We start from the raw sequence: 25,353 nt of genomic DNA on the forward strand, positions 1-25,353 counted from the left end.
CTGATTCCCGGCATAGGCGTCGTCAAGAATCTGGATGAAGCAGGGACGGTGCTGAAAGCCCTGTTCAACGGCGCGGAGACCCTGACCCCCGCCCTGGCCGCGGCGGCGAAGATAAGCCCCGAAGCCGCCGAATGGCTGATGAAAGGAATCGCAAAGTACGGCGACACGGTGACCGATCTGCTGCACGGCGCCGCGAAAAACGCGGACGTCGCCGCCGAATGGGGCCTTCTTGTCTCCGCCGTCCGGAAAGCGGAAGACTCCGGCGGCATTCTAAAATCCGCCGACGAGCTCATTGAGGGCGCGGGGGAGGTAAGTAAATCATGGGGTTCAACAGATAACCTCATTAATTCGGCAACAACCCCCGGAAAAGGCGGAGTATCTCCAGTAGGTAGAGCGTTTCAAAAGCATGCTGGTAATCCAAATCGTGCGGGCACCTTCGTTGGAGATGTGTCGGGGAATGCCGCTAAGAATACAGAACAGGGAGCGCGATATGTTTCTGAAATTTTGAACAATCCGAAGTCGATATACAAAACATCACATTCTAATGTTTTTGGAGACATATTGGATGTGCGCCTTCCAGATGGCACTGGGGCGAGGTGGTCTGCTGATGGGAAAAGATTTATCATGTTTTTAGAAAAATATACACACTAAAAATGAAAGGAATGAGATATAATGGTAAAGTGGACAGCTGATTTTGGGAACGACCCGAATGATGATTATAACTTAATTGTTATAATTTATTGCAACGAAGAAGATGTGGCAATTATTCGCAACCTTGAAGGGGAGTTGGTTCTTCAATGGTTCGCAAAAAAGCCTAATTTAGAAGTGCCTGTTGATTGGCTTATAGGGTTGCTCGTGGCTGCAAAAGAACGTTTAGCCAGAGATTAATACCTTAGCGCTTTTGCGGTCGGCGTTGCCGGACGCTGTGAATCGGCAGGCGCACCTTGCGGCGCGCCTGCCTTTATCCTGCATGGTTTTCTACCCCCATGGTTCACCTCTGACTTTTAGGGAATCGGGCCGATATTATGGCTGACTTTCTAGGCACGGAACATGCCACACAAAGGCCTCACAATCGCTGCTGCCGCCAAGTGGGGTAACCTCCTGCCATGCCGCCAAAACGCGACACAGGGGCACACGGCGGGCCACGGTGCCGAGGTTCTTTCTTTGGTCATAACACAGAGTTAAAACTGTAATATTCTTGTAACACAGCACTAATTGACAAACTTTTACAACCGGCTTATAATTTGCGGCAGGAGGGGGTTTAAGGGTGTAGCACCTTAGCTCTCTCTTTCTCTTTTTTCTGAATGTGACAGTTCGGAGACACTCGCGGAAATGACTTGCAATACTTTTCGAGCAGAGTTAACATCACACATCAAAGAAACCTGCTTGAAGCGTAAAGTCCGTTGGTGGATAGGCTGTCGCGCCCTTGAACACGGGAAACCGTGAATTCTGGCATCTGAGGTTGCCGAATGGCTGATGAAAGGAATCGCCAAGTACGGCGACACGGTGACCGATCTGCTGCACGGCGCCGCGTAAAACGCGGACGACGCGGCCGAATGGGGCCTTCTTGTCTCCGCCGTCCGGAAAGCGGAAGACTCCGGCGGCATCCTCAAGTCCGCCGCCAGGAACGCCGACGAAACCCTCGACGCCGCCCAAAGCGCCGCCAAATCCGCCGATGAGCTCATTGAGGGCACGGGAAAGACAAGTTTAGCAGATTGGGCTAATAATACAGAAGAGCTGGCAAAGACATCTCCTATAGAAATCCCGGAAAATGCAACAATCAAATCAGGCACTAAAGCAGCAGGATATGACCAAATAAGCTATAAATGGACAGATAGCGGATACAACTATGAGGCACGGTGGCATACAAAAACACCCGGGGCACCCGCAGGACAAGGTAATACATGGGTTGTTTCAAGAGTTACACAAGGCAATCCAACTGGTCAACGAAGAGTGATTCATATAATGGTTGGAAACACATGGGTAACGAGACATGAATGGCAAGCGGCTATAACGGCATACCAAAATGGTACGATGACGGCCGCACAGAAAGCGATGTTAAAAGCTGGTCATTGGCTTGCACCATAAAGGAGGGGTTCATAAATGGATAACCAAATAAATAAATACTATGAAGGATATGAAGGTGAGCCTGAGATACAATTTATAAAAGGTTCTAATAATCGAACCATCCTCAGCATATGGGAGGGTTTTTTTGATGATATTATGGACCAATTTGAACCGACTCCCTCTGGTTGGCAAGGGCTGGCGTACTACTATCACCTTGTAACAGGCTGGGAAGATGGAATTTGGGAAATGCCTGATATTTATTCAGCATTAGCAGAATTCCAAAGCATCGATCCAAACAAATTAGAGTTTAATGGTTCTGCTGAAGTTCTATCTGCAATTTGCGATTTTCTTAAAACGGCTATTAAAGAAAATCAAAAGGTATGGATTGACAAGGATTAAGTTCTAGTATATAGCAAGGCGCTTACGATTGCCAACTACCCAAAGGTGGCGGTTAAAAAGCTTCAATTTATCGCACTTTCACTGATTTCCGACCACCTAACTGACGTCAATGCCCGAATTCGACCACCTGAGCAAAATCCCGGAAACGCCCAGCACTGCTGGGCGAAGTGAGCGGCGGGAGGTCGCGCACGACCACCCGCCTTTCTCCTGCTCTGTTTTCGACGCAGTAGATTTGCCCGATTTGAGTGGAACAGGGTAAATCTAATTAAGCAAAGGCACAGCTTGCTTTCGCGGAGACCCTGACTCCCGCCCTGGCCGCGGCAGCGAAGTCGGGCCCCGAGGCCGCCGAGTGGCTGATGAAAGGAATCGCAAAGTACGGCAACACGGTGACCGATCTGCTGCACGGCGCCGCGAAAAACGCGGACGACGCGGCCGAGTGGGGCCTTCTCGTCTCCGCCGTCCGAAAAGCGGAAGACTCCGGCGACATCCTCAAATCCGCCGCAAAATCCGCTGACGAAGCCCTCGACACCGCCCAGAGCGCCGCCAGATCCGCCGACGAGCTCATTGAGGGCGCGGGGGCGTAAATGTCAAAACAACCGGGCCGATGATGAAAATCGGCCCGGCTTATTTTTCTCTTTACAGCAGGATCAGCAGTTCCCGGAGAAGCTTGCAGGCCGCGGCGGCGGAGGCGCCGGAGGGGTCCAGCATGGGGGCCAGTTCGCAGACATCGGCGGCCACAATATTAAGCCCCTTCAGGGAAAGAATCGCTCCCAGAAGCTCTGAAAAGCTTGCGCCCCCCGGTTCCGGTGTGCCGGTGCCGGGCAGCACCGAGGGGTCCAGTACGTCCAGATCCACTGTGAGGTAGACCGGTTTTCCCGAAAGGCGCGCCGTCACATCGGCAAGGCCTTCAAAATCGAATTTTCTGGTATAAACGTGCTCTTCACCCCAGACAAATTCCTCCCGCTCGCCGGAGCGGATGCCGAACTGAAAAATGCGCCCGTCCCCCACCGTCTCCCAGCAGCGCCGGAGGACGCAGGCGTGGGACAGCGGCTCTCCCAGGTATTGCTCCCGGAGGTCGGCGTGGGCGTCAAAATGCAGGATGTGCAGCTCCGGGTACCGATTAGCCGCCGCCCTAAGGGCGCCCAGGGTGACGAGGTGCTCTCCCCCCATCATAACGGGGAGTTTTCCGTCGGCCAGGATCTGCCCGGCAGTCTCGCCGATCCGGTCCAGGGCCCTCTCCGGTGCGCCGAAGGGCAGCTCCGGATCTCCCGCGTCAAATACCTTGTTCTCCGGCAGTTCCTTGTCCTGATACGGGCTGTAAGTTTCCAGGCCCCAGGAGTCCCCCCGCATGGCCCGGGGGCCGAAGCGGGCGCCGGGCCGGAAGGATGTGGTGGAATCGAAGGGCGCTCCGAAAAGAACGAGTTTCGCTTCCCCGTATTCCGCTGTGCAGCCCAGAAAGGTCTCCAAATTCCGCTTAAGCATCGTCCTTCAGCTCCGAAATCACGTAGTTGGGCAGGGCAAAGGCTCCCCGGTGCAGCTCGGGATTGTAGTACCGGGTCTCAATGCCCAGGCGTTCCCACCGGTACAGCTGAGCTTCCAGGGGATCGATCCCCTTGGAGGCAAAGCCGAAAAGCCAGTGCCCCGAGGGATAGGTGGGTATGTGGGCCTGATAGACCCGGCAGACGGGAAAGCACTCGTTGATGCGCCGGTGGGCCCGCTTCATGGACCGGGTGTAGTCCGGGTAATAGGGGGACTCGTGCTGATTGACCAGGATCCCCTCCTCCCGGAGAGCGTTATAGCAGCTGCCGTAAAACTCCCGGGTGAAAAGCCCCTCTCCGGGGCCGAAGGGGTCGGTGGAGTCCACCAGAATGAGGTCGTATTCGTTTTCCCTGCTGCGGACGTACTTGAGCCCGTCCTCGATGAGAAGGTTCACCCTGGGGTCGTCCAGGCGGGAAGCGGTCTGGGGAAGAAATTCGCGGCAGGCGCGCACCACTTCCCCGTCGATCTCCGCCATGTCGATGCGCTCGATCCCGGGATACCGGGTCAGCTCCCGCACCGTTCCCCCGTCGCCGCCGCCCACCACCAGCACCCGCCGGATGTCCGGGTTTGCCGCCATGGGCACGTGGACGATCATCTCGTGATAGATGAACTCGTCCTTTTCCGTGAGCATCATGAGCCCGTCCAGGGTTAAAAAGCGTCCGAACTCCTTGGATTCAAAGATATCGATCCGCTGAAAGGGGCTTTGTACCGAGCACAGCTGCCGCTCCACGCGGATGGAAAACCGCACATCGGGTGTGTGCTCCTCCGTATACCAAAGTTCCATTTTTCATTCCTCCAAAACCTGAATGCTCTCCGCCGCGGGGTCCACGGTGCCGGTGATGCGGCAGCCCCTGTCCCTGGCGTACCGGATGTACTCCACGATCTCCCCGGTGATCCTCTCTCCGGGGGCCACCACGGGGATGCCCGGAGGGTAGCTCATCACGGATTCCCCGCATACCCGGCCGGCGCTGTCCGCGAGAGGAAGGCTCCGGCGCTTTGCGTAAAAGGCCTCCTGAGGCGGCAGTACCACCTGGGGAGGGATGTACTCGTGGTCGAACATTCCCGAGGGATCGCGCCGTTTCAACCGCCGGATCTCCTGAAGGGCGGAAACCAGCCGCTCCGCCATAAGCTCGCTGTCCCCCACGGACAAAATGGCCAGAATGTTCCCCAAATCCCCGAATTCCACCTGGATTCCGTAGTCGTCCCGGAGCATGTCGTACACCTCGATACCGGCGAGGCCGATCTCCCTGGTGAAAACCGGGAGCCTCGTCCGGTCAAAACCGAAAACGCCGGGGCTGCCCGCAATGTCGGGGCCGAAGGCCCGGTAGCCTCCCAAGCGGTTAATTTCCCCTCTGGCGTACTCCGCCAGGGCGAGGACTTTGGAGAAGGTTTCCTTTCCCTCCACCGCGAGATTCCGCCGCGCGATGTCCAGAGACGACATGAGCAGATAGGACGCGCTGGTGGTACCCGTCAGATTGATGATCTGTCGCAGATACCCCGGGTCCACCCGCTCCCCGGCTAAAAGGATCGAGCTCTGGGTCAGAGACCCCCCGGTCTTGTGCATGCTCACCGCCGCCATATCCGCTCCCGCGCGCATAGCCGGCACCGGAAGCCCCTCTCCGAAGGAAAAGTGGGTTCCGTGAGCCTCGTCGGCCAGGACGAGCAAGCCGTTTGCCCGGGCTAGCTTTGCTATGGAAACCGTGTCCGGGCAGATGCCGTAATAGGTTGGATTGTTCACCAGGACCGCCCTGGCGTCCGGGTTTTCCCGGATGGCCCGCTCCACCGCCTCGGGGGTCATCCCCAGGGCGATGCCCAGGCTCCTGTCCACTCCGGGGTCCACGTAGACGGGGACCGCGCCGCAGAGAATCAGGGCGTTGATGGCGGAGGTGTGCACGTTCCGGGGGAGGATGATCTTGTCCCCCCGCCGGCACGCGTAAAGGATCATGGCCTGGACCGCCGAGGTGGTGCCGTTGACCATGAAAAATGCGTACTTCGACCCAAAGGCGTCCGCGGCCAGCTCCTCCGCCTCCCGGATCACAGAAATCGGGTGGGTGAGGTTGTCCAGGGGCTTCATGGAGTTTACGTCCACGGAAAGACAGCGTTTTCCCAGAAATTCCGTAAGGCGCGGGTTCCCCCTTCCCTGCTTGTGGCCGGGAACATCGAAGGAAACCACCCGGTCGGCCCGGTAACGCTCCAGGGCCTCCGCCAGGGGCATGTTCTCCTGCCGGTTCGCGCTCTTTCCCATGGTCACGCGAAGACGTTCTCGCCGCTGAAGATTTCGATCATCTCCCGGCGCAGGTTTTCCACGATCTCCAGCCTCTGGCGGGGCAGAAGCTCGTAGGCATCCACGTTGAAGAGGTAGTTTTGCAGGACAATATCCTTGATGAGCATCTTGGTGTGGAAAATGTTCGCCTGATATACGTTTATGTCCATGGCGTCGTACTTTTTCAAAGTGGCGCCCTCTATATAGTTCTGGATCGAGGTGATGTCGTGATCGATAAACAGCTTTTGTCCGTTCATATCCCTGGTGAAGCCCCGAACCCGGTAATCAATGGTGATGATGTCCGAGTCAAAGCTTCCGATCAGGTGGTTCAAAGCGTTCAGCGGGGAGATGGTGCCGCAGGTGGAAACGTCGATGTCCACGCGGAAAGTGGCGATGGAGTTGTCCGGATGGTACTCCGGATAGGTATGGACGGTGACATGGCTCTTGTCCAGATGCGCCGCCACGTCCTGTTTGACCGGCAGAACCACCGGTTCTTCGCCTTCTTTTCCCCGTTCCAGGATCTGCACCTGGATGGGGTGCTCCGCGATGAGAATGGTGACGCTGGCCCCCTGGGGGTCGTAATCCTGCCTGGAGATGTTCAGCACCTGGGCTCCGATGATCTCCGTGACGTCGCAGAGGATCTTGGTAAGCCGCTCGGAGTTGTACATCTCGTCGATATAGGCGATGTAGTCCTTCTGTTCCCGCTCGCTCTTGGCATAGCAAACATCGTAGATGTTGAAGCTGAGCGTCTTTGTGAGGTTGTTAAAGCCGTATAAAGTCAGCTTTTTTTCCAACCCTACCATCACAACCTTTCAATAGTATCCGCCCCCGCATGTCCGGCAGGGGCGGTAATAAACACTGTATATTATATTGAAACGCTCTCAAATTTCAAGATATTTTTGAAATATTTTGAGATAATCACGATTTTTTTACTTCTGTCTCTTAAAATCTTCTTTTTATTTGGAATTCCTCCGAATATCTCCCATATCCATCGGCTTATCTCCAACGGCTCCTCTTTTTCGCCGACACCGCCGCGCTCCGTTTTTCGACCCGTTTCTTTTTTAAATTAGTATATTCCTATTTTTCGTTGCTATCCCGGCCGTTTTTGTGTATCATAGAATTCGTGTAAAAAAAATAAAAGGAGATCCGATTATGTGGCAAGAATTGTATAAAAAGAAGAAAATTTCGGCAGATGAAGCGGTTTCCTTGATAAAAAACGGCGATCGGGTCAGCATCGGCGAAAATGTGGACGTGGCCCCCACCCTGGTGGAAGCCATGCTCCGGAATAAGGACCGGTATCGTGATGTGGAAATCGTCCACATGCTGCCCATCGGTCCCCAGGAGTACCTGGAACCCGGCATGGAAACCCATTTCAAACACCACACCATGTTCTGCGGCGCAGCCAATCGGGCCGCCGTGAACTGCGGTTTCGCCGACTATACTCCGTCTTTCTATTACAACCAAGGCTCCATCACGAAAAATGAACTCCGGGCGGACGTCCTTTTTGTTCAGCTCACTCCGCCGGATAAAAACGGGTACTGCAGCTTCGGCACTTCCGCCTCCGTGAAGCGGGAAGCCATGGAGAGTGCGAAGATCGTCATAGCGGAGCTCAACGACCAGATGCCCTATACTTACGGCTCTTTCGTCCATATCTCCGACCTGGATTATATCGTGGAATCCTCGAGGCCCATCACCGAATTTCCTCCCGCGCCGGCGGGCGAGGTAGAAATGCAGATCGGCGAGATCTGCGCCTCCCTCATCGATGACGGCTCCACCCTTCAGGTGGGCATCGGCGCGGTGCCCGAGGCGGCGCTGAAAATGCTCCGGGGCAAGCGCGATCTGGGTGTCCACACCGAGCTTCTGGGCGACGGGCTCATCGATCTCATGGAAGCCGGCGTCGTCAACAATAAAAAGAAGAGCTTAAATCCCGGCAAATGCATCACCACCCTGTATATGGGCACAAAGAAGCTCTACGACTACATCGATCGCAATCCCGCCTTCGAGGTCCTCCCCGTGGCCTATACCAACGATCCCCGGGTCATCGCCCAGAACGACAGGATGATCTCCATCAACGCCTGCCTCCAGATCGACCTTCTGGGCCAGGTGAACTCCGAGACCATCAACGGCAAACAGTACTCCGGCATCGGCGGCCAGGTGGACTTCGTCCGGGGCGCCACCATGTCCAGGGGCGGCAAATCCATCCTGGCGGTAAACTCCACCACGGCGGGAGGCAAAAAGTCCAAGATCGTCCCCTTCCTGGCTCCCGGCACCGTGGTTACTACCTCCCGCACCGACGTGGACTACGTGGTCACCGAGTACGGCTACGCAAGACTCAAGGGCAAGAGCATCCGGGAGCGGGCAAAAGCGCTGATCTCCATCGCCCACCCTAATTTCCGCGCGGAGCTCACCGAGGCGTTTGAAAAGGCGTTTTTTAAGCTGTAATTTCCGGAAACACTTCAAAATCACAAAAAGGAGAAGCGGCTATGTGGAAAGAGCAGTATAACCAGAAAAAAGTGACCGCGGAGGAAGCAATCTCCCATATCAAATCCGGCGATACCGTGGCCGTCGGCGGCCCGGGGCACGCTCCCCTGCTGCTGGTGGACACCCTGGTAAAGCACAAGGACGATTTCAGGGACGTCACCCTCTACCAGATGGACCCCCGGGAGCCCATTGGATACCTGGCGCCGGGGATGGAAGGCCATATCCATCACGTCACCTCCTTCTGCTCGGCAAACAACCGCGGCGCGGTGGCCTCCGGGCAGGCGGACTTCATCCCCTGCTTTTATATGGACAAGCCCGAGCTGATGCGCTCGGAGATTCGGCCGGACGTGGCCTTCATCCATGTGACCCCTCCCGACCGGGACGGGTACTGCAGCTACGGGGCTATCGTCTCCTTCATCCCCGGGCTTGTGGAAAGCGCCAAATACGTCATCGCGGAGGTCAACGACCAGCTGCCCTACACTTACGGCAGCTCCATCCACGTCTCCGAGATCGGCTGCCTGGTAGAGGTCTCCCGCCCGGCCTATACCGTGGCTCCCCCCGTCATCGGGGAAGCGGAGTGCCAGATCGGCGAGATCTGCGCCTCCCTCATCGAGGACGGCTCCACCCTGCAGATCGGCATCGGCGCGGTGCCCGAGGCGGCCCTGAAAATGCTCCGGGGCAAGCGGGATCTGGGCGTGCACACCGAACTTCTGGGCGAGGGCCTTGTGGAGCTCATGGAGCTGGGCGTCGTCACCAACAAGAAAAAGACCTATAACCCCGGCAAGTGCACCGCCACCATCTATCTGGGCTCCCAGAAGCTCTACGACTACCTGGACCACAATCCCAGGTTCGAAGTGCTCCCGGTGAACTACACCAACGACCCCAGGGTCATCTGCCGGCACGAGAAGATGGTCTCCATTAACGCCTGCATCCAGGTGGACCTTCTGGGCCAGGTGAACTCCGAGGGCATAAACGGCAAGCAGTTTTCGGGCATCGGCGGCCAGGTGGATTTCATCCGTGGCGCCGCCATGTCTCCCGGCGGCAAATCCATTCTCGCCTTCAACTCGGTGACCAACAAGGGCATCTCCAAAATCGTCCCCACCCTGCCCCCCGGCACCGCGGTCACCACTTCGAGAACCGACGTGGACTATCTTGTCACCGAGTACGGGTACGCCAGGCTCAAGGGAAAGAGCATCCGGGATCGGGCGAAGGCCCTCATCTCTATCGCTCACCCCGATTCCCGCGCCCAGCTTACCGAGGAGTTTGAAAAGATTTTCTTCAAGCTGTAATCCGGAGCCGATTTTTATAAAACGAACAACGCCGGGGGAAGGAGCGCCGCTTCTTCCCCCGCTTTCCCCTTTCGGCGCGAAAGAGGATTGTCCCCCGCTCCGCTTTGCACCTTCCCGCGGCGGATCCGGCCGATTCGTTTTCCTCTGCCGGGCAGGAGAATTTGCTCTTGACTTGACCACAAAAGCTGGTATAATAAATTTTGCTGTATCGCCGCCCCCCGGCATTCAAACGGCAAAATAACCGAATACGCAGCACTCACTCAAGCAATCATGGAGATGTCGCCTAGATTGGTCGAGGGCGCGCGACTGGAAATCGCGTAGGCCGCAAAACGGTCTCGAGAGTTCGAATCTCTCCATCTCCGCCACTGAAAATGCATGTGTTAGCATTGAAACTAGCACATGTATTTTCTTTTTATCTTAAATGTTTATACTACACTTGATTTGACTATCCATAATGATTAAATGAGGAGCTTAGGAACGAATGAATGCTGTGATTAAAGAATTGATAGACGCTGCCGACAAAGCGATAAAAGAGGAACGGTTTGATGCGTTAATGGATTTTTATACTGAGGATGCGGTGCTTGTTGTCAAACCCGGTCTGGAAGCAAGAGGGAAAGAAGCAATTAAGCAAGCCTTTATAAAAATCGCTGCTTACTTTAAAAACAGCGTAATCCCCACACAAGGGAAAATGCTTATGATTGAGGCTGGCGATACGGTTTTGGTTATGTCCCAGACCCTGTTGGAGTCTGATAATAAAAACGAATCGGAATTCAGCATGGATCGACGCGCAACTTATATCTACCGAAATATTGATGGGAAGTGGCTGTGCGCAATAGACAATTCATATGGAACTTCCCTGCTTGATTAAAACTTTAACAATCAAGGGATATCGAAGGTCATGACACATCCCAAAAAGAGCGAGCAGGTTTACCCTGCTCGCTCTTTTTGGGTTCCGGCGGCTTCGCCGTCTCCACCCGGTTTGATTTTATCGCGACGGCGAATATCAATGTATATACATTTTATACAATTGTATTTTTTTATTGACTTTTTGGATGCGTTGTAATAAGCTTGACTTGAGGTGATATTTATGTCAATAGATCTTGATGCCTTAATACCTTTTGAAAGAATAAAAAATGAGCCGCAGCAAGTATTTGACTTGGTGGACAAGTGTGGGCAAGTAATATTGTTGAAAAATAACGCTCCCGCGTATATCATTGTTAAACCCGAAATGGTATTGGGTTTTCAGCAACAAGCTGCAATACCAACCATAACCAACAAGCACAAATCTTCCGCATATACGCTTCAAGAAGCTATGAAACTCGTGTTACTTGAAACCGAAGGGAACCAACTACATGCGGCAGAACTAGCGGATACAATATTTTTGAAAGGTTTATATTACAAAAAAAACGGCAGCAAAGCCGAATATAACCAAATCAGAGCAAGGTGCGGCCACTATCCCGATATGTTTGAAGCGCTTCCTGGGAATATCATCAGGCTGAAAATCAGCGGAAAATCCGTGCATTAGGAAAACTAATTATAAAAATATACTAATAATGATAGGTGATGGAACAAATGAGAGGTAAGAGAATATTCACCGAAAAAGAAGCGGCTGAAATCAGAGTACTAATCAAGCAAAAACAACATGAACCAGATAAGCAGAAAGCGATAAGAGACAAAATCAGACGACGCGGTTTTTACTATAATGATTTTCGGCCCAACCGGAATGACGGCGGTTATACTGTCGAAGATTTCAATGAATTAATCGATACTGGTGAAATTCAGATCGTCGATTAGGACGTATCATACATTTTTCTATTGGGAGGAGTTATGATGGAGCTAGATTATATATGTCCTTTCCCAAACAGGTGGAACGAAATATATGAAAATTTGTGCAGAGCCTACGAAAACATAACGGGAATAATACTTCCAAAAACCGTTGTTGAGATCAGCAATGCCGGTGGACCGCCGACCCCACTCATTTTAGCCGGCTGGGCGTTTACCAATGACGAGGATAAGAAGGATCGGTGGCAGGAAACACTTCATTGGGCTGAGAAACACAAACTCCTCCATTTAACAAATGTTGAAGAGAGCGACAGATGTTATTCTTCCGGGCATACACGCGGCGGAGGAATCTGTTTCGGTGAATACTGCGCATATACCAACGATATCATAGACCAATATAAGCTTTCCGATTATGTCACTTTAAATCAGTACATTTCCGACCCGGCGAGAGTAACGGCCAGACTGCCAGATACAAATGGTGTATATTTTGTAATCTTCCCTTATGAATGGCCTGAAGGTATGTTTGTCAATCCGGGCACCGGTGGCCATTTCAAAGGCAAAAATCCTAATGTGCCGATAGAGGAACTTTGGAGGAATTGGGTCGAAGAAGCGGATATTCTATATATAGGCAAAGCAGGAGGCACATCGGTAAACGGGATCCCATCAGATGCGACCTTAAAGGAAAGGATCGTTGCGCTGCTTCGGTTTGGAAACGGAAAAAACGTCGGCCACTGGGGCGGCCGATATCTGTGGCAGCATGAAAGCAGCCCGGATTTTCGAGTCTACTGGTATGCATGTGCGGATGAAAATCCCGTCGAACTTGAACAAAAACTGCTCAATGAATTTAAAAGAGTATGCTTAAAGAGACCTTTTGCAAATCTCAAGTAAAGAGAAACTTAGTCAAGGAGCAATCTTCGGATTACTCCATTTTCATGCCCATTTTCAAGGAGGGGGCGGTATGGCGATGTCCGATTGGATCCCGAAGATACCAACAGATGCCCGGTAGTTTTTGACTTCTCACGCCGTCTCCCCCCGGTTTGATTTTATCGCGACGGCGGAAGTGAACCTCAAACTATAAAGCTCTCACTTCATCTTTGGCTGTACATATTATATAGCAGCACAGGATCCTTCAAAATCGAATGCGGCAATGGGAGATGAAATACGTGCAAACCTTTAAAAGCTGCTCCGCTCCGAGCGTTTTTCCAAATCCGATCACGCAGGTTGCCGACATGCCCTATGCCCTGTATCTGTCGCTTCAGGGAAAATATTTCGTAGGGTATGCCCCCGACGTGCAATTTGCTAAAAATAAATACGGATGGGCGGGACTGGTGAATCCCCCTCATTCCGGCGTGAATCTTCATGTCTATGTGTGGACGGTCACCAATTTCGGCGCGTCTCCGCTGATTGCGGAAATTTGGTTCAACGCCGGTACGCCGGAGGGCGCGGCGGTATCCGAGTATATGTCGCCGGCCAACACCGCCCTCTGTCCCCTGCCGGAGCCAAGGGTGCAAATCCTTCAGGCGAACAATATCGGCGGCCCTCCCCCCGGCGGGGATCGGATCTCCGTCACAAAAGTCCCTTCCGAGGTTACGATCGTCGGCGCGGAAAACGGCGCATGGATCTTTCCGCCCGGCGGGTCCTTCAGCATTCTGTTATCCAACGCCGAGGCGTCCACTCTGTCGGGAATCGCAAACCTTGCTTTCGGATGGTGGGAAGAAGCAATCAAGTAAATGAACAGGAGGTAATATAAAAATGGAAAGCTGCAGGAAAAACGCCATACTCCTACCCAATCCGATCACGCAGGTTGCCGGCATGCCCTATTCCCTGTACCTGTCGCTTCAGGGGAAGTATTTTTTAGGCTCCTCGGGAGATCTGACGTTCGGGAACGGCGCCAACGCCTGGGCCGGTTTATTCAACCCATGTAATTCCAGGGTCAATCTGCACGTGTATTCCTGGGAGGTAGCCAATACGGGTACGACGCCGGTCCGGGTGCGGATCTATTTCAATTCCTGCCCTCCCGGACAGGGGACACTGGTGGACGCGGTATACCCGGGCAACACAGCGCTGTGTCCGCCGCCGAGGCCGAGAATCAACCTGTATCGGGCGTCGGACGTTTCCGGCGAACCGGAGGGCGGGGTCAAGGTATTTGTAAGGAGAGCTCTGCCCGGAGTGACCGTGGGCGATGAAGAGGTGGGCAAATTCATCTTCCCGCCCGGAGGGTCCTTCCTGCTCTTCCTGTCCGATCCGGAGACGCCGGATGAGCCCGCCAGCGCGACCCTCGGCTTTTCCTGGTGGGAAGAAGCGATCAACTGAAAAAGGCGGGCATAAAGCAGCGAATCCGGCGGTGCCAAACAGGGTGCCGCCGGTTGGTGTTCTTGCCTCCCTTGTCAAAGGGAGGGGGAGTGCCTCAGCGGTGGTAGGATTCCGAGGCGATTTACTCTTACCCTATAAGGGTGCCTCCCTTGTCAAAGGGAGGGGGACCGCTTCAGCGGTGGTGAGATTCTGAGGCGGTTTGCTCTTGCCCCATAAGGGTGCCTCCCTTGTCAAAGGGAGGGGGACCGCTTCAGCGGTGGTGGGATTCCGAGGCGTGAAAGAACTTTTTTACGGAATCGTTTCCTGGTTTCTCCACAATCCCTCCGTCAGGCTTCGCCCGACACCTCCCTTTCACAAGGGAGGCTTTTCGCCTGAGGGCGAGATTATTCAAGGTAAAAGCCTTTTTTCCCGCCGGCTCAGCGGGTGGGTTTCTGCGTTACACAATAAAAAGAACGGGCAGGTTTAACCTGCCTGTTCTTTTTATGTTCCCGGGGCTTTGCCGCTTCCGCCCGGTTTGATTTTCTCGCGGTGGCAAAGGCATGAGTTTACTTAGTCATAAATAAAACGATTTTATTTGCAATCCATTTGAACAAACTCTTCTCATGATTCACGCTATTGACCATAGTTTCGGTAACATTTCCATCCTCATCGAATTGAATCATAAGAAACGGTTGGATGAATGTACCTTTTCCTGTATAATATATCATTTTGTCTTTTCCTGAATCTTCAGAAACACCATTTTCCCCCAACAATTCAATGATTTGATCATACTTCATACTTACAAAATCATATTTGCTATTCAGGCTGTCAATCATTCTCTCCCTCTGCCAGATATCTTGATTCCATTTTTCTGATGTAAATTCTATCGGTGTATGTAAATTGTTTTCAATAACTATAAAAACCAGATTGCTTAAAAATAAAATCAATACAATGATTGATGTAATGATTATTGCTTTTGGAATTTTTTTCATGTCTTTGCCCCACTTCGGTCATTCATGACAAATTGTCCATTCACAATGTAGGCTGGGTAGCAGCAAGCTTTATACATTCCAGATGCCTACTATAACGATGAACAGCCAAAAAGCACTGAACAGAATAAAATAATTGCCCAACCGTTTTGAATATTTTGTTCTGTTTTCAGGGGTATCGTCTGCAACCTTTTTTAGCCTTAAGCCACTTCTTATATACAACCCATCCACCTTTTTCCACGGATGATGAAACATGCAGGAAAAGTCATATTTGCGCATAAGAAGGCCAACTCCAGCCAGAACAAAAGAAAAAAAGAAACAGACTATACTCAATATTATTCTTGTGTTCGTGCTCATACACGATACTCCTCATAAAGATAATGGGAAGTTTTCTAAATCGTAAAATGCTTTATATATTTAATAATAAGTTTAAAATCTGCGTTATTATTTCTTCGGTTCTACCCTCCATATTTTTGTTATGATCATGTTTAATCTGCTTTAAAATCCATAAATATTTTTGTAATATACTCTGATTGTGTTTATTTTGCTCAATGTTTTTTTCCAAGTAATTAAATATAGATGTATATAGTATCTTAGATTGATCAATTCCACTTTCAAGCACCGGATAGATTCCATAAGATGATAGACTATAAACTCCATCATCATCTAATGCAAATTCCATTATTCCTTCATTCATAGCTTTGAACCGATCTTTCAATTCTATTACCAAAGAATTTTCAAGAATAATTCTGGGAGATACTGCGTTTTTTTCTGATAATACAGCCTTGTTCCATGCTTCACCGAAGAATACACTGTTATCTTCGTCTATGTACATCGCGCCGGAAGTAATGGCACCTCTTAGATAAACGCCTTTTGTAGCTAATTTAAATTGCATAATACATAATCTACGAATAACAAGATATACATTTGTGAAATTATGAGGAAACATAAAAAACATACTATCCGCACCCTGCATACTTATAATATGACTATTTTCCTCCATTGATTTTAAGGAGTTGTGAATAGGATTGTAATTTTTCATAAGATCTATTGCTTCATTTAAGGTAGTTTGCATTTCCTTAATTTTTTCAAAATCGCTAGTCATTGATTTAAAACCTAATATGTCAATAAAAGCTACACAATAGTCGAAATAAAGCTCTGCCATTACTGTTCTCTCCTATTAAATTTATAAATTTTATGAGAATATTAATCCAATGTACCTACCCTTATAGTGAAAATAATATTAAAAAGAACTTACTCTTACAGAATAATACATTTTTCTCTAACTTACAATAATTGGTGCATAATTAACGGCCCTGATTATTAATCAGGGCCTTTACTATTAACCATTATCCTGCTTCAATAACTCTTCCACAGTAATATCCAGCGCCTTTGCAAGAATAACGATCTCATAATCCTGTACGAGGCGGTACTGCCCTTCCAGTCTGGAAAGGCTCGTCGCGCTGATATCCATTCCCATGGTCTGAAGTTTTGCAAGGAAATCCTTTTGTTTGATGTGCTTCGCTTTTCTGATTGTCACGACTTTGGAACCGATTATATTCTTATTACCCGGCAAATCTTTTCTCGGTTTCATTTTAAGCGCCTCACTATTCGGCTGGCTAATCTTACTCTTTTATATGCTCAATCACTTCATCCACTTCGCAATCAAGTATAAAACACAGTGTATCGAGGGTTTTCATCGTGATTGCTTTGCCGTGCTTCATTCTGTGTAAGATGTTAGATGAAAAGCCATACTTAAAAATAAGCTGATATTCTGTAATTCCTTTTTTAAAGAGGGTTTGATAAAAAGGCTTATAGCTTATCATAAAAACCACCTCTTCAATACACTAGCATAGTCAAACTGTTGACTATGCTCAATATATTGAGTATAATTACAAAAGAGGTAATCATTTATGCCTGAAATAGAAGGAGTAGTTATAGAAATGAAGCAAAATACCTGCTGTTTTTCGGGGCACAGGCCGGGAGGGCTGCCCTTCGGGTACGACGAGAAACACACGGACTGTATCCTGCTGAAAATGCGCTTGCTGGAGGAAATGGTGGGTATGCGCGGGCGCGGGGTCACCACGTTTCTCACCGGCATGGCGCAGGGGGTGGACCTGATCGCCGCGGAGATCGCGCTGAATCTGAAATGGGCGAATCCCGACGAGCCCGTCCGCCTGGTGGCCATCATCCCCCACGAGGGGCAGGCGGACCGTTGGACAGTGCCCAGCCGGGAACGGTATTTCAAAATCCTGTCGGAGGCCGACGAGGTGATCACCCTTCGCAAGCAATACACCGCCTCCTGCATGCACGAGCGGAACCGGTATATGGTGGACGCCTCCTCTTTTCTCATCGCGGTGTACGGCGGAGCCCCCGGGGGCACGAAATACACCGTGGATTACGCCGTCAAAAAGGGGCTGGACGTCGTGATCATCGACCCCGTCACTTTGAAAAGAAACCATATATGCCCTGCAAAGTCTTAGGCTTCGCGGGGCCTCATTCCCTTAGAACTACACAGCGGCAGCGAAAAGCGCATCTTCTGCAAGATGCGCTTTTCGCTATGAGAGGCAGCCAGACTGAGGAGGCTCTGAAAAGCGGAGTCATTCCTTTTCCGTTGGTATCAGGCGGTCACCAGACGATTGCAAAATACAGTATGTTTACGACAAACACAATCACCACCGCGGGCAGCGAGTAGGGAATGATATCATTGAACTTGACTTTAAAGTTCGCCAGGTAAGGCAGCGCGAAGAATGGGATGATCAGGTTCGTTGTGGAATCGCCCATCTGATATGCCTGAATCGTCGCGTTCAGGCTGGTTCCCAGGTTCAGCGAAGTGGGGATGATATAGGGGGCCTCAATGACAAACTTCGAGCCGCCCGAAGGAACGAAGATATTCAGAATCGCCGAGTAAATATATGTAATGACCGGCCATGTGCTGGGAGTGGAAATCGAGGTAAATCCGTTCGTAATCAAGGTTCCCAGCCCGGTACCCACTATTATGCCGAATATGCCGGCATAAAACGAGAATTGGAGTATGAATCCCCAGGTTCCCATTAAATGATCGCGGAACAGCTTGCAATAGTATTCGGGGCCCTGATTAAAGCACAGAACCATGCCGAGCATGAGAAAAAGAAAATTGAAAAGATTGAGGGAAAGGCCCGCCAGTCCTGCTTCCGCTATTTTCGCAATGGCAAAAAACAATCCGACTCCTCCGACTGCAAGCATCACGATCCGGGACGCGTTCATCCTTTCCGAGGGCAGGTTTCTTGGAATGACCGGCGTTATCGCGCTGGCTTCCACGCCGTATAAAAAGTCGTCGTCGATTTCGCGAATGCGATCGTCCGTCTTGGGATGCATCAAAATGGGAACAAGGACATAAATCACGGCTCCGATGATCAGCAATAGTATAAAAGGAGGCGCGGCCACGGTATCCGTAAGCGGCAGAGCGTCGGGTACCAAAGGTTTGATTTCTTCGGCAACCAGGCCTTTCAGATATCCCGGCGTCGCCGAATAGATGGAAGCGGCGCCGGAAATACCGGCAGAACCCCACGGCATCGTGCAGAACGCGACCGTCCAAAGGACGGGGGCGTGAATTTTGATGCCTTTTTTCTTAGCCGCGGCGGCGATTTCCCGGCCGAAAACGATTCCCAGCATCATGCCGACCCCCCAATGGATATAGCCGCAGAAGCCGGCAATCGCGGCCACCATTATAAAACAGGTGACCCGGTTGTTGGGCAACGACGCCAGTCGGATCAGCAGTTTCTTGATCGGCGGCGAAGAGGCGACAACGCCTCCGGTAACCAGCAAAATCGTCATCTGCATAATAAAGGCCAGCAGAGACCAGAACCCGCCGTTCCAGGCCGACACAACGCTTGCCGAGCCGTCAAAGGTCAATAGCGGGGTCTTTGTAAAAATCATTGCAGCCAGTGCGACGATAATCGTAAGGGCCAGTGTGATGAAAAAGGACTCCGGGAACCACTTGAAAAACCACTCGATATAGCTGTCCATTTTGCTTTTTTTCAGATCCGGTTTCGTATCAATTTGATTACTCATTCTAACCCTCCTCATACTTGATAACATCCTCGGGGAACGATATCGGCTGGGTTTTCCCGTTACAAGCGGACCATATTTGCCGCCGGCTTTCGTCAACTCAATGCCGGTAGAAAAGATGAGAGACGGCTAATCATACTTTTCCAGTATCTCAACGTAAACTCCGTTAAACTCTTCGGGTGCGAAAAAGAAGACTCTGGTGCCGCGGGACCCCGGGACAACGCCGTCCCATAGAAATTTGACGCCGCGCTCTTTGAGCTCTTCGTAATACTTGTCTATGTCCGTTACTTCAAACGCCAGATGGTGAATCCCCTCTCCCCTTTCCCGTATATAATCCGCAACCAGTCCTGTGGTGGCCGTCGTGTAGATCAGCTCTATTTCCGTATCGCCAATGGGGAAAAACGCGACTTTATTCGTCACCCCCTGAACATCGACCGATTCGATGTCCGCCAACTTTAATCCCAGCGTTTTTTCAAACCGCATAACGCTGCTTTCAAAGTCCTTTACCAGCACGCCCACATGCTCCAGTTTCTTAATCAATTTGCTTAAACCTCCTCAACTCATTTTTTAGGGAGGGATTATTGGGGCGGGTTATCTCGACAAAATCTGGATCCCGGCGACCAAGGGGTTTTCCAGTCCGGTCAGAACCCCGCCCAGCATCTCGGCCATGCCCGTCTTGGCGTTTTGCACTTGGGTGGCTCCGGCTTCGCCCCACAGCTGCCTCGTCACATCGTTCACGACCCGGACGCCGGACGCTCCCAGCGGATGCCCCATGGAAAGAAGCCCTCCGCTCGGATTCACTGGGCACCGGCCGCCGATATCCGCGGCGCCGGAACGGGCAAACGCAACGCCTTCCCCCTTTTTGCACAACCCCAGCATTTCATATGCGGCCAGTTCTTCCCCGGAAAAGGCGTCGTGAAGCTCCACAACTCGAATGTCTTCCGGCCCGATTCCCGCCATCTCGCACGCCTTCTTAGCGCCATCTATCAGGCACGGCAGCTCAATGGGCTCGGAACCGGCTTCTTCCGGGCTGCTGCAGGAAATCACCGAGCCGGCGATTCTCACCGGCGGACGGTGGGTTTTCTTATTGTGATTTTTGTAGTACTCCGCCGAGCACAGGACGATCGCCGCGCCGCCGTCGCTCTGGGGGCAGCACTGGAGCACGGTAATGGGATCGACAACCGTGGGAGAAGCCATAACCTCTTCAAAGGTCAGCTCTTTATGATATTGAGAAAGAGGATTGTTCACGCTGTTCTTATGGTTCTTGATCGTGGGATAGCAAAGGTCCTCCAGGGTCGCCCCGCGCTGGCTCATCAGGCGCTGATAGAGCATGGAGAAAAAGGCCGGCATCGTGAGCCCCATCTTCCCGTTCATGTCTCCCTCCACCGCCAGCAGGCCCTTGCCGTATTTTTTATTGAAAGCGGAAAGGGATTCCACGCCGAACGCTATGCCCACTTCGCAGGCGCCCAGAGCGATACGCTCGAAGAGCAGATGCACCGCGCTCGATCCGCTGGAGCAGGCGTTTTCCACATGATACATGGGAATTTTGCAGATGCCGACTCTCAGCATAACGGACTGTGCGGGATTCAGCGGCGAATAGAGGCTCCCGCAATAAGCGGTCTCGATATCCTTGGGGTTGATCTCCGCGTCTTTCAGGGCCATATTTACGGCGTAAGCGCCGAGATCGTCGCAGGTCATTTTTGCATGCTTTCCGAATATCGTCTGGCCGATTCCCAATACGTACACTTCTCTCATCATTTTTCGACTCCTTTTCCTGCGGTATATGGAACATAATAGTATCCGGCTACTTCCGTGCCGTCTTTTTCGGTCCAAAGCGCGCCCGTCTCCACTTCGACTTTCATTCCGGCTCTCACCTGCTTCTCGTCGGCATGGATCTGGCCGAATACCCGCGTGCCTTCGGGAAGGTCCACATATGCCAGAATAATGGGCGGTTTGAACGATCCCACCGGCACCCTGGTCACGCTGTAGGAAAATACCGTTCCCACCTTGCTGAGAGCCGCCTTTTCCGTGTTTTCAGAGGCGCAGAATGGACAGCGTTCCATGGCGGGATACGCGGTCTTGCCGCAATCACGGCATCTTTTGCCCGTCTGGACCAGCCTGCCGTCCGCTTCCTCCAGAGTGCCTTCGTGAAATAGGACCTGATTTCTCATACTCTTTCACCTTTTCCCTTTCTTTTTACCGTTTACCTTACGATTCCCTTTTCCTTCAGCGATGCAATCTCCGCGTCGCCGCAGCCGGCGTATTTTTTGAGGATTTCGTCCGTATGCTCCCCGAGGGCCGGAGAAAATCTGACTTTGCCGGGGGTTTTCGAAAAATGAAACACCGGGGCCCTGGTTTTGATTTTTCCCGCCGTGATTTCCTTTGTTTCCATATCCACGATCATATTTCTGGCGATCAGCTGCTCGTTTCGGACAAGGTCCTGCGTCTTTTCCACCTTGCAGCAGGGAATCTCCTTCTCCGTCATGAGTTTCAGCGGTTCTTCGACGGACTCGAAGGATTTGAGCCAATCTTCAATCATCGGGATGATGAGTTCTTTCCGTTCCGCCCGCTTTCCGGAGCCCCGGTACAAAGAATCGTCAATCATTTCTTCCCTTCCCATCATGGTGCAGAGAGCCGCCCACAGTTTGTCGCTCGCAACGCATATGATGATGGAGCCGTCCCTTCCGTTGAAAAGGCCGAACGGCGCGACCACCGCCTGATGATTTCCGCCTCTGTGGGGGACCGGGAAATTGTTATAGGCAAGGTCGGTGTAATCGTTGATGTTGACCAGGCCTTCCAGCAAAGAGATATCGATATACTGGCCCTCTCCCGTTTTTGCTTTGTGGTACAGCGCCGCCGCCATCGCGCCGAACGCATCCAATCCTCCCACAAAATCGCCGACGGCGCTGCCGATTTTCGTGGGCGGACCGTCGGGAAATCCCGTATTGTCCATGAGGCCGCTCATAGCCACGGCGATCATGTCGTAGCCCGGCCGCTGCCCGTAAGGGCCGTCCTGCCCGAAACCGGATACGGAGCACATAATGAGATCCGGTTTAATCTTGATCAGCTCTTCATACCCGAAGCCCATTTTATTGATGGCTCCCGGCTTGAAGCTTTCCACCACGACATCGGCCTGCGCGATAAACTTTTTGATGATTTCAATTGCTTCCGGTTTCCTTGTGTCCATTACGATGGATTTTTTGTTGCGGTTAAGCCACATCGCAATCAGGCTTTTCCCTTCGATAAAAGGGCCGTACTGCCGGTTGTCGTCCCCGCTGGCCTTCTCAATCTTGATCACTTCCGCCCCATAATCCGCCAACATGCTGACGGCTGTCGGCGCGGCCAAATTGTTGGAAAAATCGATTACCAGCACCCCGTCAAAGATATTTGCCATCTCTTTTTTCCTCCTTTATTCATGTAAGAGCACCGCTGTACAGCAACCACTAAAAATGCAAGCAGTATGCCAAACGTCCGGGGGAATCGGAACGCCGGAATAAACAAATTAGGCTAACACACAGCGATGCATAAATCGCCGATGCGGAATATCCTGAAACGCTTTGGCGGACAAGGGCTCCGGCCGCTTCTTACCGGCACTTTGAAATCCCGATCGAATCCCTGAAAAGCGAATATGCAGACGGATTTTCAGCAAATGAAACCTCAGATTATTTTATTTGTTATTGACACAGGCGCATATCTGCGCCTATAGTTTGTATTGGAAATATTAAACAGTGCCGCACTCCCCGGGAACCAGTAGGCTTATGCACAATTGAGCCTATAAATGAATAACAGGCGCATAATTGCGCCTGTTATGGTCCTTCATATTAAACCAGTAAGGGGTTGCGCTTATGTCTGAGATTCAATCCGCGAATGATATGGGTATTGCTCTCGGCACTGCGTTTATTGACGATGCATTTTTCATTAAATTCGCCGACTCGCAATTCTCACATCTGCTGCAGGTGGAACGAGCCGAGCTATTCGGGAAAAAAATATTCGAATTGTTCCCGGAAATAGACTGGCCCGCCGTTATAAAAAAAACAAATGTCGGACACCGGATCTGCCGGGAAAACGGTCAGATACTGATTGTCAATTTCATTAAGATCCTGATCAAATCTCAGCTGGAATATCTCATCGTATTGCAGGACAATACATACGGTGAAAACATCGTAGAACAGTACAATTTTCTAAACAAGCAGTTTCAGGGTTTTACTCAAATGCTGGACAGGCTGTCGGACGGCGTCTATATCTGCGATGCGAGCGGATGGCCGATATACTGGAACGAAGCCTTTACCGCTTTGTCCGGTCTGGACAGCGACTATCTGAAGAATAAGACGATTTATGATGCGCTGAGAAAGGGGATCGTCAACAATTCCTGCGTGCTGCCCGTTCTGGAGACACAGCAGCCGGATTCCGCCTGCATTACCTATCCCTCCGGGAAAACATGCCTGGCTTCCGGTTTCCCCATATTTGTCGACGGAAAGCTGGCGATGGCGTTTGGGATCGTACGGGACCTGACAGAGCTTATCCTGTTGCAGAAGCAGCTGGAAAAGCAAAAATACCTGACGATGACATACCGGAATAAATTGCTGGAGGTCGAATCAAAAATCTCCAACAAATATTCGTTCGTAACCCACAGCAAGGCTATGAAGGATATTTATAACGAGGTCCTGCGGGTCTCGGAGGTGGACTGCCCGATTTTACTCCGGGGGGAGACCGGCGTCGGGAAGGATTTTCTGGCAAAGTTCATCCATGATATTTCAAAATCCAGCAGAGAAGGGAAAATCATCAGCATCAACTGCGGCGCGATACCCGAAAATCTGATTGAATCAGAGCTCTTCGGCTATGAAAAAGGCGCTTTTACGGGTGCAAAAAAAGAAGGCAAGGCCGGTTTGTTCGAGCTGGCCAATAACGGAACCGCCGTTCTGGATGAAATCGGAGATATGCCTCTTCATCTTCAGATCAAGCTGCTCAATTGTATCCAGGACAAAGGGTTTTTCAGGGTCGGCGGAACACAGGTTGTCAATTTCAACGCGCGGATTATCGCCACAACCAATACGGACCTGGAAAAGCTGATCGATCAGGGAAAGTTCCGGCTGGATCTCTATTACCGCCTGAACGTGATCACCATTGAGATCCCGCCTTTACGGGAACGCAGGGACGATATCCTGCCCATCGCCCAGAAATTCCTGGACGAATTCAACAGGAAATATAACAGGACCTGTTATTATTCTCCGGAATCCATAGGCTTTTTATTAAATTACAGCTGGCCCGGAAACATCCGGGAATTGAAAAACGTTATCGAACGGGTCGTAATCATGTGCAAGCAGGACTCCATCGAGCTTCGCGCCTTCGAAAAGAGCACAAAAGCCACCATTTACAGCCTGCACCCGTATCTGAATATCAAGACGACAAATATTGAGGAATGCCAGGCGCTGAAATATCAGACGGAGATGTTCGAGGCGTCCTATATCAAGGACTGCCTGAATTCTCAAAAAACTCTGGAGGACGCGGCGGTTTATCTCGGCATAGACCGCTCCACCCTGGTCCGGAAAAAGAAAAAATACAAGCTTTAAAGAATATAAGCTTTTAGAGGTCTCCATAGGGGCGGCAATACCGGATTGTACCGTTTTTTAACCCGCAGCCTCTTTTGAGCCGCGCTGCGCCTTTGCATAATCGCCGCCGCAAACGAAAATACTGAGGTTGAATCATCGATCACAAATCGGCAAAGGAAGCGCTTTGATATGAATGAGATTATAGCTTTTATCGAGAGGAACAAGCTGGGCAGCCTCGCCACCTGCGACGGGGAAAAGGCGGACATAAGGCCCTTTGAATTGGTGTTCCACAGCGACAGGGGATTATTCTTCTATACTTCGGACGGAGAAGACGTGTACAGGCAGCTGCGCGAAAACCCCAACATCGCCTTCTGCGCAACGGACCGGAACTATAATTACACGAAGATCACCGGTTCCGTTTCCTTCAGCGACAGCGACGCGGACAAGGCAAAGATCCTTTCAAACAGCCAATTCGCCAAAGAGGTATTCGCGGGTTCCGGCACGGAAGACATGAAGGTCTTTTTCCTGCCCCACGCCTCCTGCATGCTGCATTATCACGCGGACGGCAAAGCCGTTCCCTGGCAGTTTTGAAGCAGAATACCCATCGGATCCGGTTCATCGCGGCAGCCTGCGGACTATTCCGCGGGCTGTTT

The 25,353-nt window shown here is 51.4% G+C and carries 30 protein-coding genes and 1 tRNA gene; 16 read left to right on the plus strand and 15 right to left on the minus strand.

Features of this window, described 5'->3' with window-relative positions; genetic code table 11:
* Together B9A13_RS14145 and B9A13_RS11340 are read left to right on the plus strand one after the other, a co-directional pair.
* The coding region (locus B9A13_RS14145; RefSeq protein WP_084235282.1) for a hypothetical protein at positions 1-651 on the plus strand (651 nt) is incomplete at its 5' end.
* Positions 652-672: 21 nt separating this feature from the next.
* The gene (locus tag B9A13_RS11340; protein WP_084235283.1) at positions 673-888 is read left to right on the plus strand and encodes a hypothetical protein; all 216 of its coding nucleotides are present in this window, start codon (positions 673-675) and stop codon (positions 886-888) included.
* A 477-nt stretch (positions 889-1,365) separates the two neighbouring features.
* Here B9A13_RS11340 and B9A13_RS11345 read toward each other — a convergent pair whose 3' ends face one another.
* On the minus strand, positions 1,366-1,656 hold the full coding sequence (locus B9A13_RS11345) for a hypothetical protein (protein WP_084235284.1): 291 nt from the start codon (positions 1,654-1,656) through the stop codon (positions 1,366-1,368).
* Positions 1,657-2,103: 447 nt separating this feature from the next.
* Here B9A13_RS11345 and B9A13_RS11350 point away from each other — a divergent pair, with 447 nt between their 5' ends.
* Positions 2,104-2,466 carry a hypothetical protein gene (locus tag B9A13_RS11350; protein ID WP_084235285.1) on the plus strand — a complete coding sequence of 121 codons (363 nt, stop codon included), beginning with the start codon at positions 2,104-2,106 and terminating at the stop codon, positions 2,464-2,466.
* A gap of 356 nt (positions 2,467-2,822) precedes the next feature.
* Positions 2,823-3,050 (plus strand): hypothetical protein, encoded by a 228-nt coding sequence (locus tag B9A13_RS11355; RefSeq protein ID WP_084235286.1) that lies wholly within the window; start codon positions 2,823-2,825, stop codon positions 3,048-3,050.
* 52 nt (positions 3,051-3,102) lie between these two features.
* Here the strand turns inward: B9A13_RS11355 and speB are convergent, their stop codons facing one another.
* The 4 genes from speB to speD are packed head-to-tail and all read right to left on the minus strand — an operon-like array spanning position 3,103 to position 7,074.
* A complete protein-coding gene (gene speB, locus B9A13_RS11360; protein ID WP_084235287.1) occupies positions 3,103-3,948 on the minus strand; it encodes an agmatinase in 846 nt (281 codons plus the stop codon).
* A complete protein-coding gene (gene speE / locus B9A13_RS11365; RefSeq protein WP_084235288.1) occupies positions 3,941-4,789 on the minus strand; it encodes a polyamine aminopropyltransferase in 849 nt (282 codons plus the stop codon). The genes speB and speE overlap by 8 nt, the downstream gene beginning before the upstream one ends.
* Before the next feature lie 3 nt (positions 4,790-4,792).
* Complete coding sequence (locus B9A13_RS11370; protein WP_084235356.1) at positions 4,793-6,250, minus strand: aminotransferase class I/II-fold pyridoxal phosphate-dependent enzyme; 1,458 nt, start codon at positions 6,248-6,250, stop codon at positions 4,793-4,795.
* 2 nt (positions 6,251-6,252) lie between these two features.
* A complete protein-coding gene (gene speD, locus B9A13_RS11375; protein ID WP_200809720.1) occupies positions 6,253-7,074 on the minus strand; it encodes an adenosylmethionine decarboxylase in 822 nt (273 codons plus the stop codon).
* A gap of 343 nt (positions 7,075-7,417) precedes the next feature.
* Here speD and B9A13_RS11380 point away from each other — a divergent pair, with 343 nt between their 5' ends.
* The 9 genes from B9A13_RS11380 (at position 7,418) to B9A13_RS11420 (ending at position 14,133) form a co-directional block, all read left to right on the plus strand.
* Positions 7,418-8,710 carry an acetyl-CoA hydrolase/transferase family protein gene (locus tag B9A13_RS11380; RefSeq protein ID WP_143806989.1) on the plus strand — a complete coding sequence of 431 codons (1,293 nt, stop codon included), beginning with the start codon at positions 7,418-7,420 and terminating at the stop codon, positions 8,708-8,710.
* Between the two features lie 41 nt (positions 8,711-8,751).
* Positions 8,752-10,038 carry an acetyl-CoA hydrolase/transferase family protein gene (locus B9A13_RS11385; protein WP_084235291.1) on the plus strand — a complete coding sequence of 429 codons (1,287 nt, stop codon included), beginning with the start codon at positions 8,752-8,754 and terminating at the stop codon, positions 10,036-10,038.
* A 272-nt stretch (positions 10,039-10,310) separates the two neighbouring features.
* A tRNA-Ser gene (locus B9A13_RS11390) sits at positions 10,311-10,403 on the plus strand.
* Positions 10,404-10,519: 116 nt separating this feature from the next.
* The gene (locus B9A13_RS11395; protein WP_084235292.1) at positions 10,520-10,906 is read left to right on the plus strand and encodes a YybH family protein; all 387 of its coding nucleotides are present in this window, start codon (positions 10,520-10,522) and stop codon (positions 10,904-10,906) included.
* 219 nt (positions 10,907-11,125) lie between these two features.
* Entirely contained in the window at positions 11,126-11,563 is a 438-nt protein-coding gene (locus B9A13_RS11400) for a hypothetical protein (protein WP_084235293.1), read from the plus strand.
* A gap of 47 nt (positions 11,564-11,610) precedes the next feature.
* Positions 11,611-11,832: a hypothetical protein gene (locus B9A13_RS11405; protein WP_143806976.1), complete on the plus strand. Its 222-nt coding sequence runs from the start codon at positions 11,611-11,613 to the stop codon at positions 11,830-11,832.
* Between the two features lie 33 nt (positions 11,833-11,865).
* A complete protein-coding gene (locus tag B9A13_RS11410; RefSeq protein WP_143806979.1) occupies positions 11,866-12,708 on the plus strand; it encodes a hypothetical protein in 843 nt (280 codons plus the stop codon).
* A gap of 266 nt (positions 12,709-12,974) precedes the next feature.
* Positions 12,975-13,550 carry a DUF6143 family protein gene (locus B9A13_RS11415; RefSeq protein WP_084235296.1) on the plus strand — a complete coding sequence of 192 codons (576 nt, stop codon included), beginning with the start codon at positions 12,975-12,977 and terminating at the stop codon, positions 13,548-13,550.
* 22 nt (positions 13,551-13,572) lie between these two features.
* The gene (locus B9A13_RS11420; protein WP_084235297.1) at positions 13,573-14,133 is read left to right on the plus strand and encodes a DUF6143 family protein; all 561 of its coding nucleotides are present in this window, start codon (positions 13,573-13,575) and stop codon (positions 14,131-14,133) included.
* Positions 14,134-14,678: 545 nt separating this feature from the next.
* On the opposite strand, the gene B9A13_RS11430 is transcribed toward B9A13_RS11420, so the two are convergent.
* The 5 genes from B9A13_RS11430 to B9A13_RS11450 form a co-directional block, all read right to left on the minus strand.
* The gene (locus B9A13_RS11430) at positions 14,679-15,104 is read right to left on the minus strand and encodes a hypothetical protein (protein WP_084235299.1); all 426 of its coding nucleotides are present in this window, start codon (positions 15,102-15,104) and stop codon (positions 14,679-14,681) included.
* A gap of 69 nt (positions 15,105-15,173) precedes the next feature.
* Complete coding sequence (locus B9A13_RS14150; RefSeq protein WP_084235300.1) at positions 15,174-15,458, minus strand: hypothetical protein; 285 nt, start codon at positions 15,456-15,458, stop codon at positions 15,174-15,176.
* Between the two features lie 52 nt (positions 15,459-15,510).
* Entirely contained in the window at positions 15,511-16,266 is a 756-nt protein-coding gene (locus B9A13_RS11440) for a hypothetical protein (protein WP_084235301.1), read from the minus strand.
* Between the two features lie 177 nt (positions 16,267-16,443).
* On the minus strand, positions 16,444-16,695 hold the full coding sequence (locus B9A13_RS11445) for a helix-turn-helix domain-containing protein (RefSeq protein ID WP_084235302.1): 252 nt from the start codon (positions 16,693-16,695) through the stop codon (positions 16,444-16,446).
* Positions 16,696-16,726: 31 nt separating this feature from the next.
* Positions 16,727-16,927: a helix-turn-helix domain-containing protein gene (locus tag B9A13_RS11450; RefSeq protein ID WP_084235303.1), complete on the minus strand. Its 201-nt coding sequence runs from the start codon at positions 16,925-16,927 to the stop codon at positions 16,727-16,729.
* Positions 16,928-17,044: 117 nt separating this feature from the next.
* On the opposite strand from B9A13_RS11450, the gene B9A13_RS11455 reads away from it, so the two are divergent.
* Positions 17,045-17,584 (plus strand): SLOG family protein, encoded by a 540-nt coding sequence (locus tag B9A13_RS11455; protein ID WP_159448126.1) that lies wholly within the window; start codon positions 17,045-17,047, stop codon positions 17,582-17,584.
* Positions 17,585-17,729: 145 nt separating this feature from the next.
* Here B9A13_RS11455 and B9A13_RS11460 read toward each other — a convergent pair whose 3' ends face one another.
* The 5 genes from B9A13_RS11460 to B9A13_RS11480 all read right to left on the minus strand — a co-directional run bounded on the left by B9A13_RS11460 (position 17,730) and on the right by B9A13_RS11480 (position 22,545).
* Entirely contained in the window at positions 17,730-19,154 is a 1,425-nt protein-coding gene (locus B9A13_RS11460; protein ID WP_084235305.1) for a TIGR00366 family protein, read from the minus strand.
* Between the two features lie 126 nt (positions 19,155-19,280).
* Positions 19,281-19,691 carry a VOC family protein gene (locus B9A13_RS11465; RefSeq protein ID WP_084235306.1) on the minus strand — a complete coding sequence of 137 codons (411 nt, stop codon included), beginning with the start codon at positions 19,689-19,691 and terminating at the stop codon, positions 19,281-19,283.
* Between the two features lie 51 nt (positions 19,692-19,742).
* Complete coding sequence (locus tag B9A13_RS11470; RefSeq protein ID WP_084235307.1) at positions 19,743-20,909, minus strand: thiolase family protein; 1,167 nt, start codon at positions 20,907-20,909, stop codon at positions 19,743-19,745.
* Entirely contained in the window at positions 20,906-21,322 is a 417-nt protein-coding gene (locus tag B9A13_RS11475) for a Zn-ribbon domain-containing OB-fold protein (protein WP_084235308.1), read from the minus strand. The genes B9A13_RS11470 and B9A13_RS11475 overlap by 4 nt, the downstream gene beginning before the upstream one ends.
* Positions 21,323-21,354: 32 nt before the next feature.
* Positions 21,355-22,545, minus strand: a complete 1,191-nt coding sequence (locus B9A13_RS11480) for a CaiB/BaiF CoA transferase family protein (protein WP_084235309.1) — start codon at positions 22,543-22,545, stop codon at positions 21,355-21,357.
* Positions 22,546-22,996: 451 nt separating this feature from the next.
* On the opposite strand from B9A13_RS11480, the gene B9A13_RS11485 reads away from it, so the two are divergent.
* A complete protein-coding gene (locus tag B9A13_RS11485) occupies positions 22,997-24,721 on the plus strand; it encodes a sigma-54 interaction domain-containing protein (RefSeq protein ID WP_084235310.1) in 1,725 nt (574 codons plus the stop codon).
* Between the two features lie 168 nt (positions 24,722-24,889).
* Positions 24,890-25,291 carry a pyridoxamine 5'-phosphate oxidase family protein gene (locus tag B9A13_RS11490; RefSeq protein ID WP_084235311.1) on the plus strand — a complete coding sequence of 134 codons (402 nt, stop codon included), beginning with the start codon at positions 24,890-24,892 and terminating at the stop codon, positions 25,289-25,291.
* The last annotated feature ends 62 nt before the right edge of the window (positions 25,292-25,353 follow it).

Origin of the sequence: Papillibacter cinnamivorans DSM 12816, assembly GCF_900176335.1 — a bacterium.
In the GTDB taxonomy this organism is placed as follows: domain Bacteria; phylum Bacillota; class Clostridia; order Oscillospirales; family Oscillospiraceae; genus Papillibacter; species Papillibacter cinnamivorans.

Coding starts and splice junctions, on each gene's coding strand:
- B9A13_RS11470 (WP_084235307.1), bottom strand. CDS start 20,909: ATGATGAGAGAAGTGTACGTATTGGGAATCGGCCAGACGATATTCGGA.
- B9A13_RS11450 (WP_084235303.1), bottom strand. CDS start 16,927: ATGATAAGCTATAAGCCTTTTTATCAAACCCTCTTTAAAAAAGGAATT.
- B9A13_RS11420 (WP_084235297.1), top strand. CDS start 13,573: ATGGAAAGCTGCAGGAAAAACGCCATACTCCTACCCAATCCGATCACG.
- B9A13_RS11340 (WP_084235283.1), top strand. CDS start 673: ATGGTAAAGTGGACAGCTGATTTTGGGAACGACCCGAATGATGATTAT.
- B9A13_RS11355 (WP_084235286.1), top strand. CDS start 2,823: ATGAAAGGAATCGCAAAGTACGGCAACACGGTGACCGATCTGCTGCAC.
- B9A13_RS11445 (WP_084235302.1), bottom strand. CDS start 16,695: ATGAAACCGAGAAAAGATTTGCCGGGTAATAAGAATATAATCGGTTCC.
- B9A13_RS11485 (WP_084235310.1), top strand. CDS start 22,997: ATGTCTGAGATTCAATCCGCGAATGATATGGGTATTGCTCTCGGCACT.
- B9A13_RS11415 (WP_084235296.1), top strand. CDS start 12,975: ATGAAATACGTGCAAACCTTTAAAAGCTGCTCCGCTCCGAGCGTTTTT.
- B9A13_RS11455 (WP_159448126.1), top strand. CDS start 17,045: ATGAAGCAAAATACCTGCTGTTTTTCGGGGCACAGGCCGGGAGGGCTG.
- B9A13_RS11385 (WP_084235291.1), top strand. CDS start 8,752: ATGTGGAAAGAGCAGTATAACCAGAAAAAAGTGACCGCGGAGGAAGCA.
- speB (WP_084235287.1), bottom strand. CDS start 3,948: ATGCTTAAGCGGAATTTGGAGACCTTTCTGGGCTGCACAGCGGAATAC.
- B9A13_RS11460 (WP_084235305.1), bottom strand. CDS start 19,154: ATGAGTAATCAAATTGATACGAAACCGGATCTGAAAAAAAGCAAAATG.
- speE (WP_084235288.1), bottom strand. CDS start 4,789: ATGGAACTTTGGTATACGGAGGAGCACACACCCGATGTGCGGTTTTCC.
- B9A13_RS11475 (WP_084235308.1), bottom strand. CDS start 21,322: ATGAGAAATCAGGTCCTATTTCACGAAGGCACTCTGGAGGAAGCGGAC.
- B9A13_RS11490 (WP_084235311.1), top strand. CDS start 24,890: ATGAATGAGATTATAGCTTTTATCGAGAGGAACAAGCTGGGCAGCCTC.
- B9A13_RS11370 (WP_084235356.1), bottom strand. CDS start 6,250: ATGGGAAAGAGCGCGAACCGGCAGGAGAACATGCCCCTGGCGGAGGCC.
- B9A13_RS14150 (WP_084235300.1), bottom strand. CDS start 15,458: ATGAGCACGAACACAAGAATAATATTGAGTATAGTCTGTTTCTTTTTT.
- B9A13_RS11430 (WP_084235299.1), bottom strand. CDS start 15,104: ATGAAAAAAATTCCAAAAGCAATAATCATTACATCAATCATTGTATTG.
- B9A13_RS11440 (WP_084235301.1), bottom strand. CDS start 16,266: ATGGCAGAGCTTTATTTCGACTATTGTGTAGCTTTTATTGACATATTA.
- B9A13_RS11410 (WP_143806979.1), top strand. CDS start 11,866: ATGATGGAGCTAGATTATATATGTCCTTTCCCAAACAGGTGGAACGAA.
- B9A13_RS11395 (WP_084235292.1), top strand. CDS start 10,520: ATGAATGCTGTGATTAAAGAATTGATAGACGCTGCCGACAAAGCGATA.
- B9A13_RS11350 (WP_084235285.1), top strand. CDS start 2,104: ATGGATAACCAAATAAATAAATACTATGAAGGATATGAAGGTGAGCCT.
- B9A13_RS11400 (WP_084235293.1), top strand. CDS start 11,126: ATGTCAATAGATCTTGATGCCTTAATACCTTTTGAAAGAATAAAAAAT.
- B9A13_RS11480 (WP_084235309.1), bottom strand. CDS start 22,545: ATGGCAAATATCTTTGACGGGGTGCTGGTAATCGATTTTTCCAACAAT.
- B9A13_RS11405 (WP_143806976.1), top strand. CDS start 11,611: ATGAGAGGTAAGAGAATATTCACCGAAAAAGAAGCGGCTGAAATCAGA.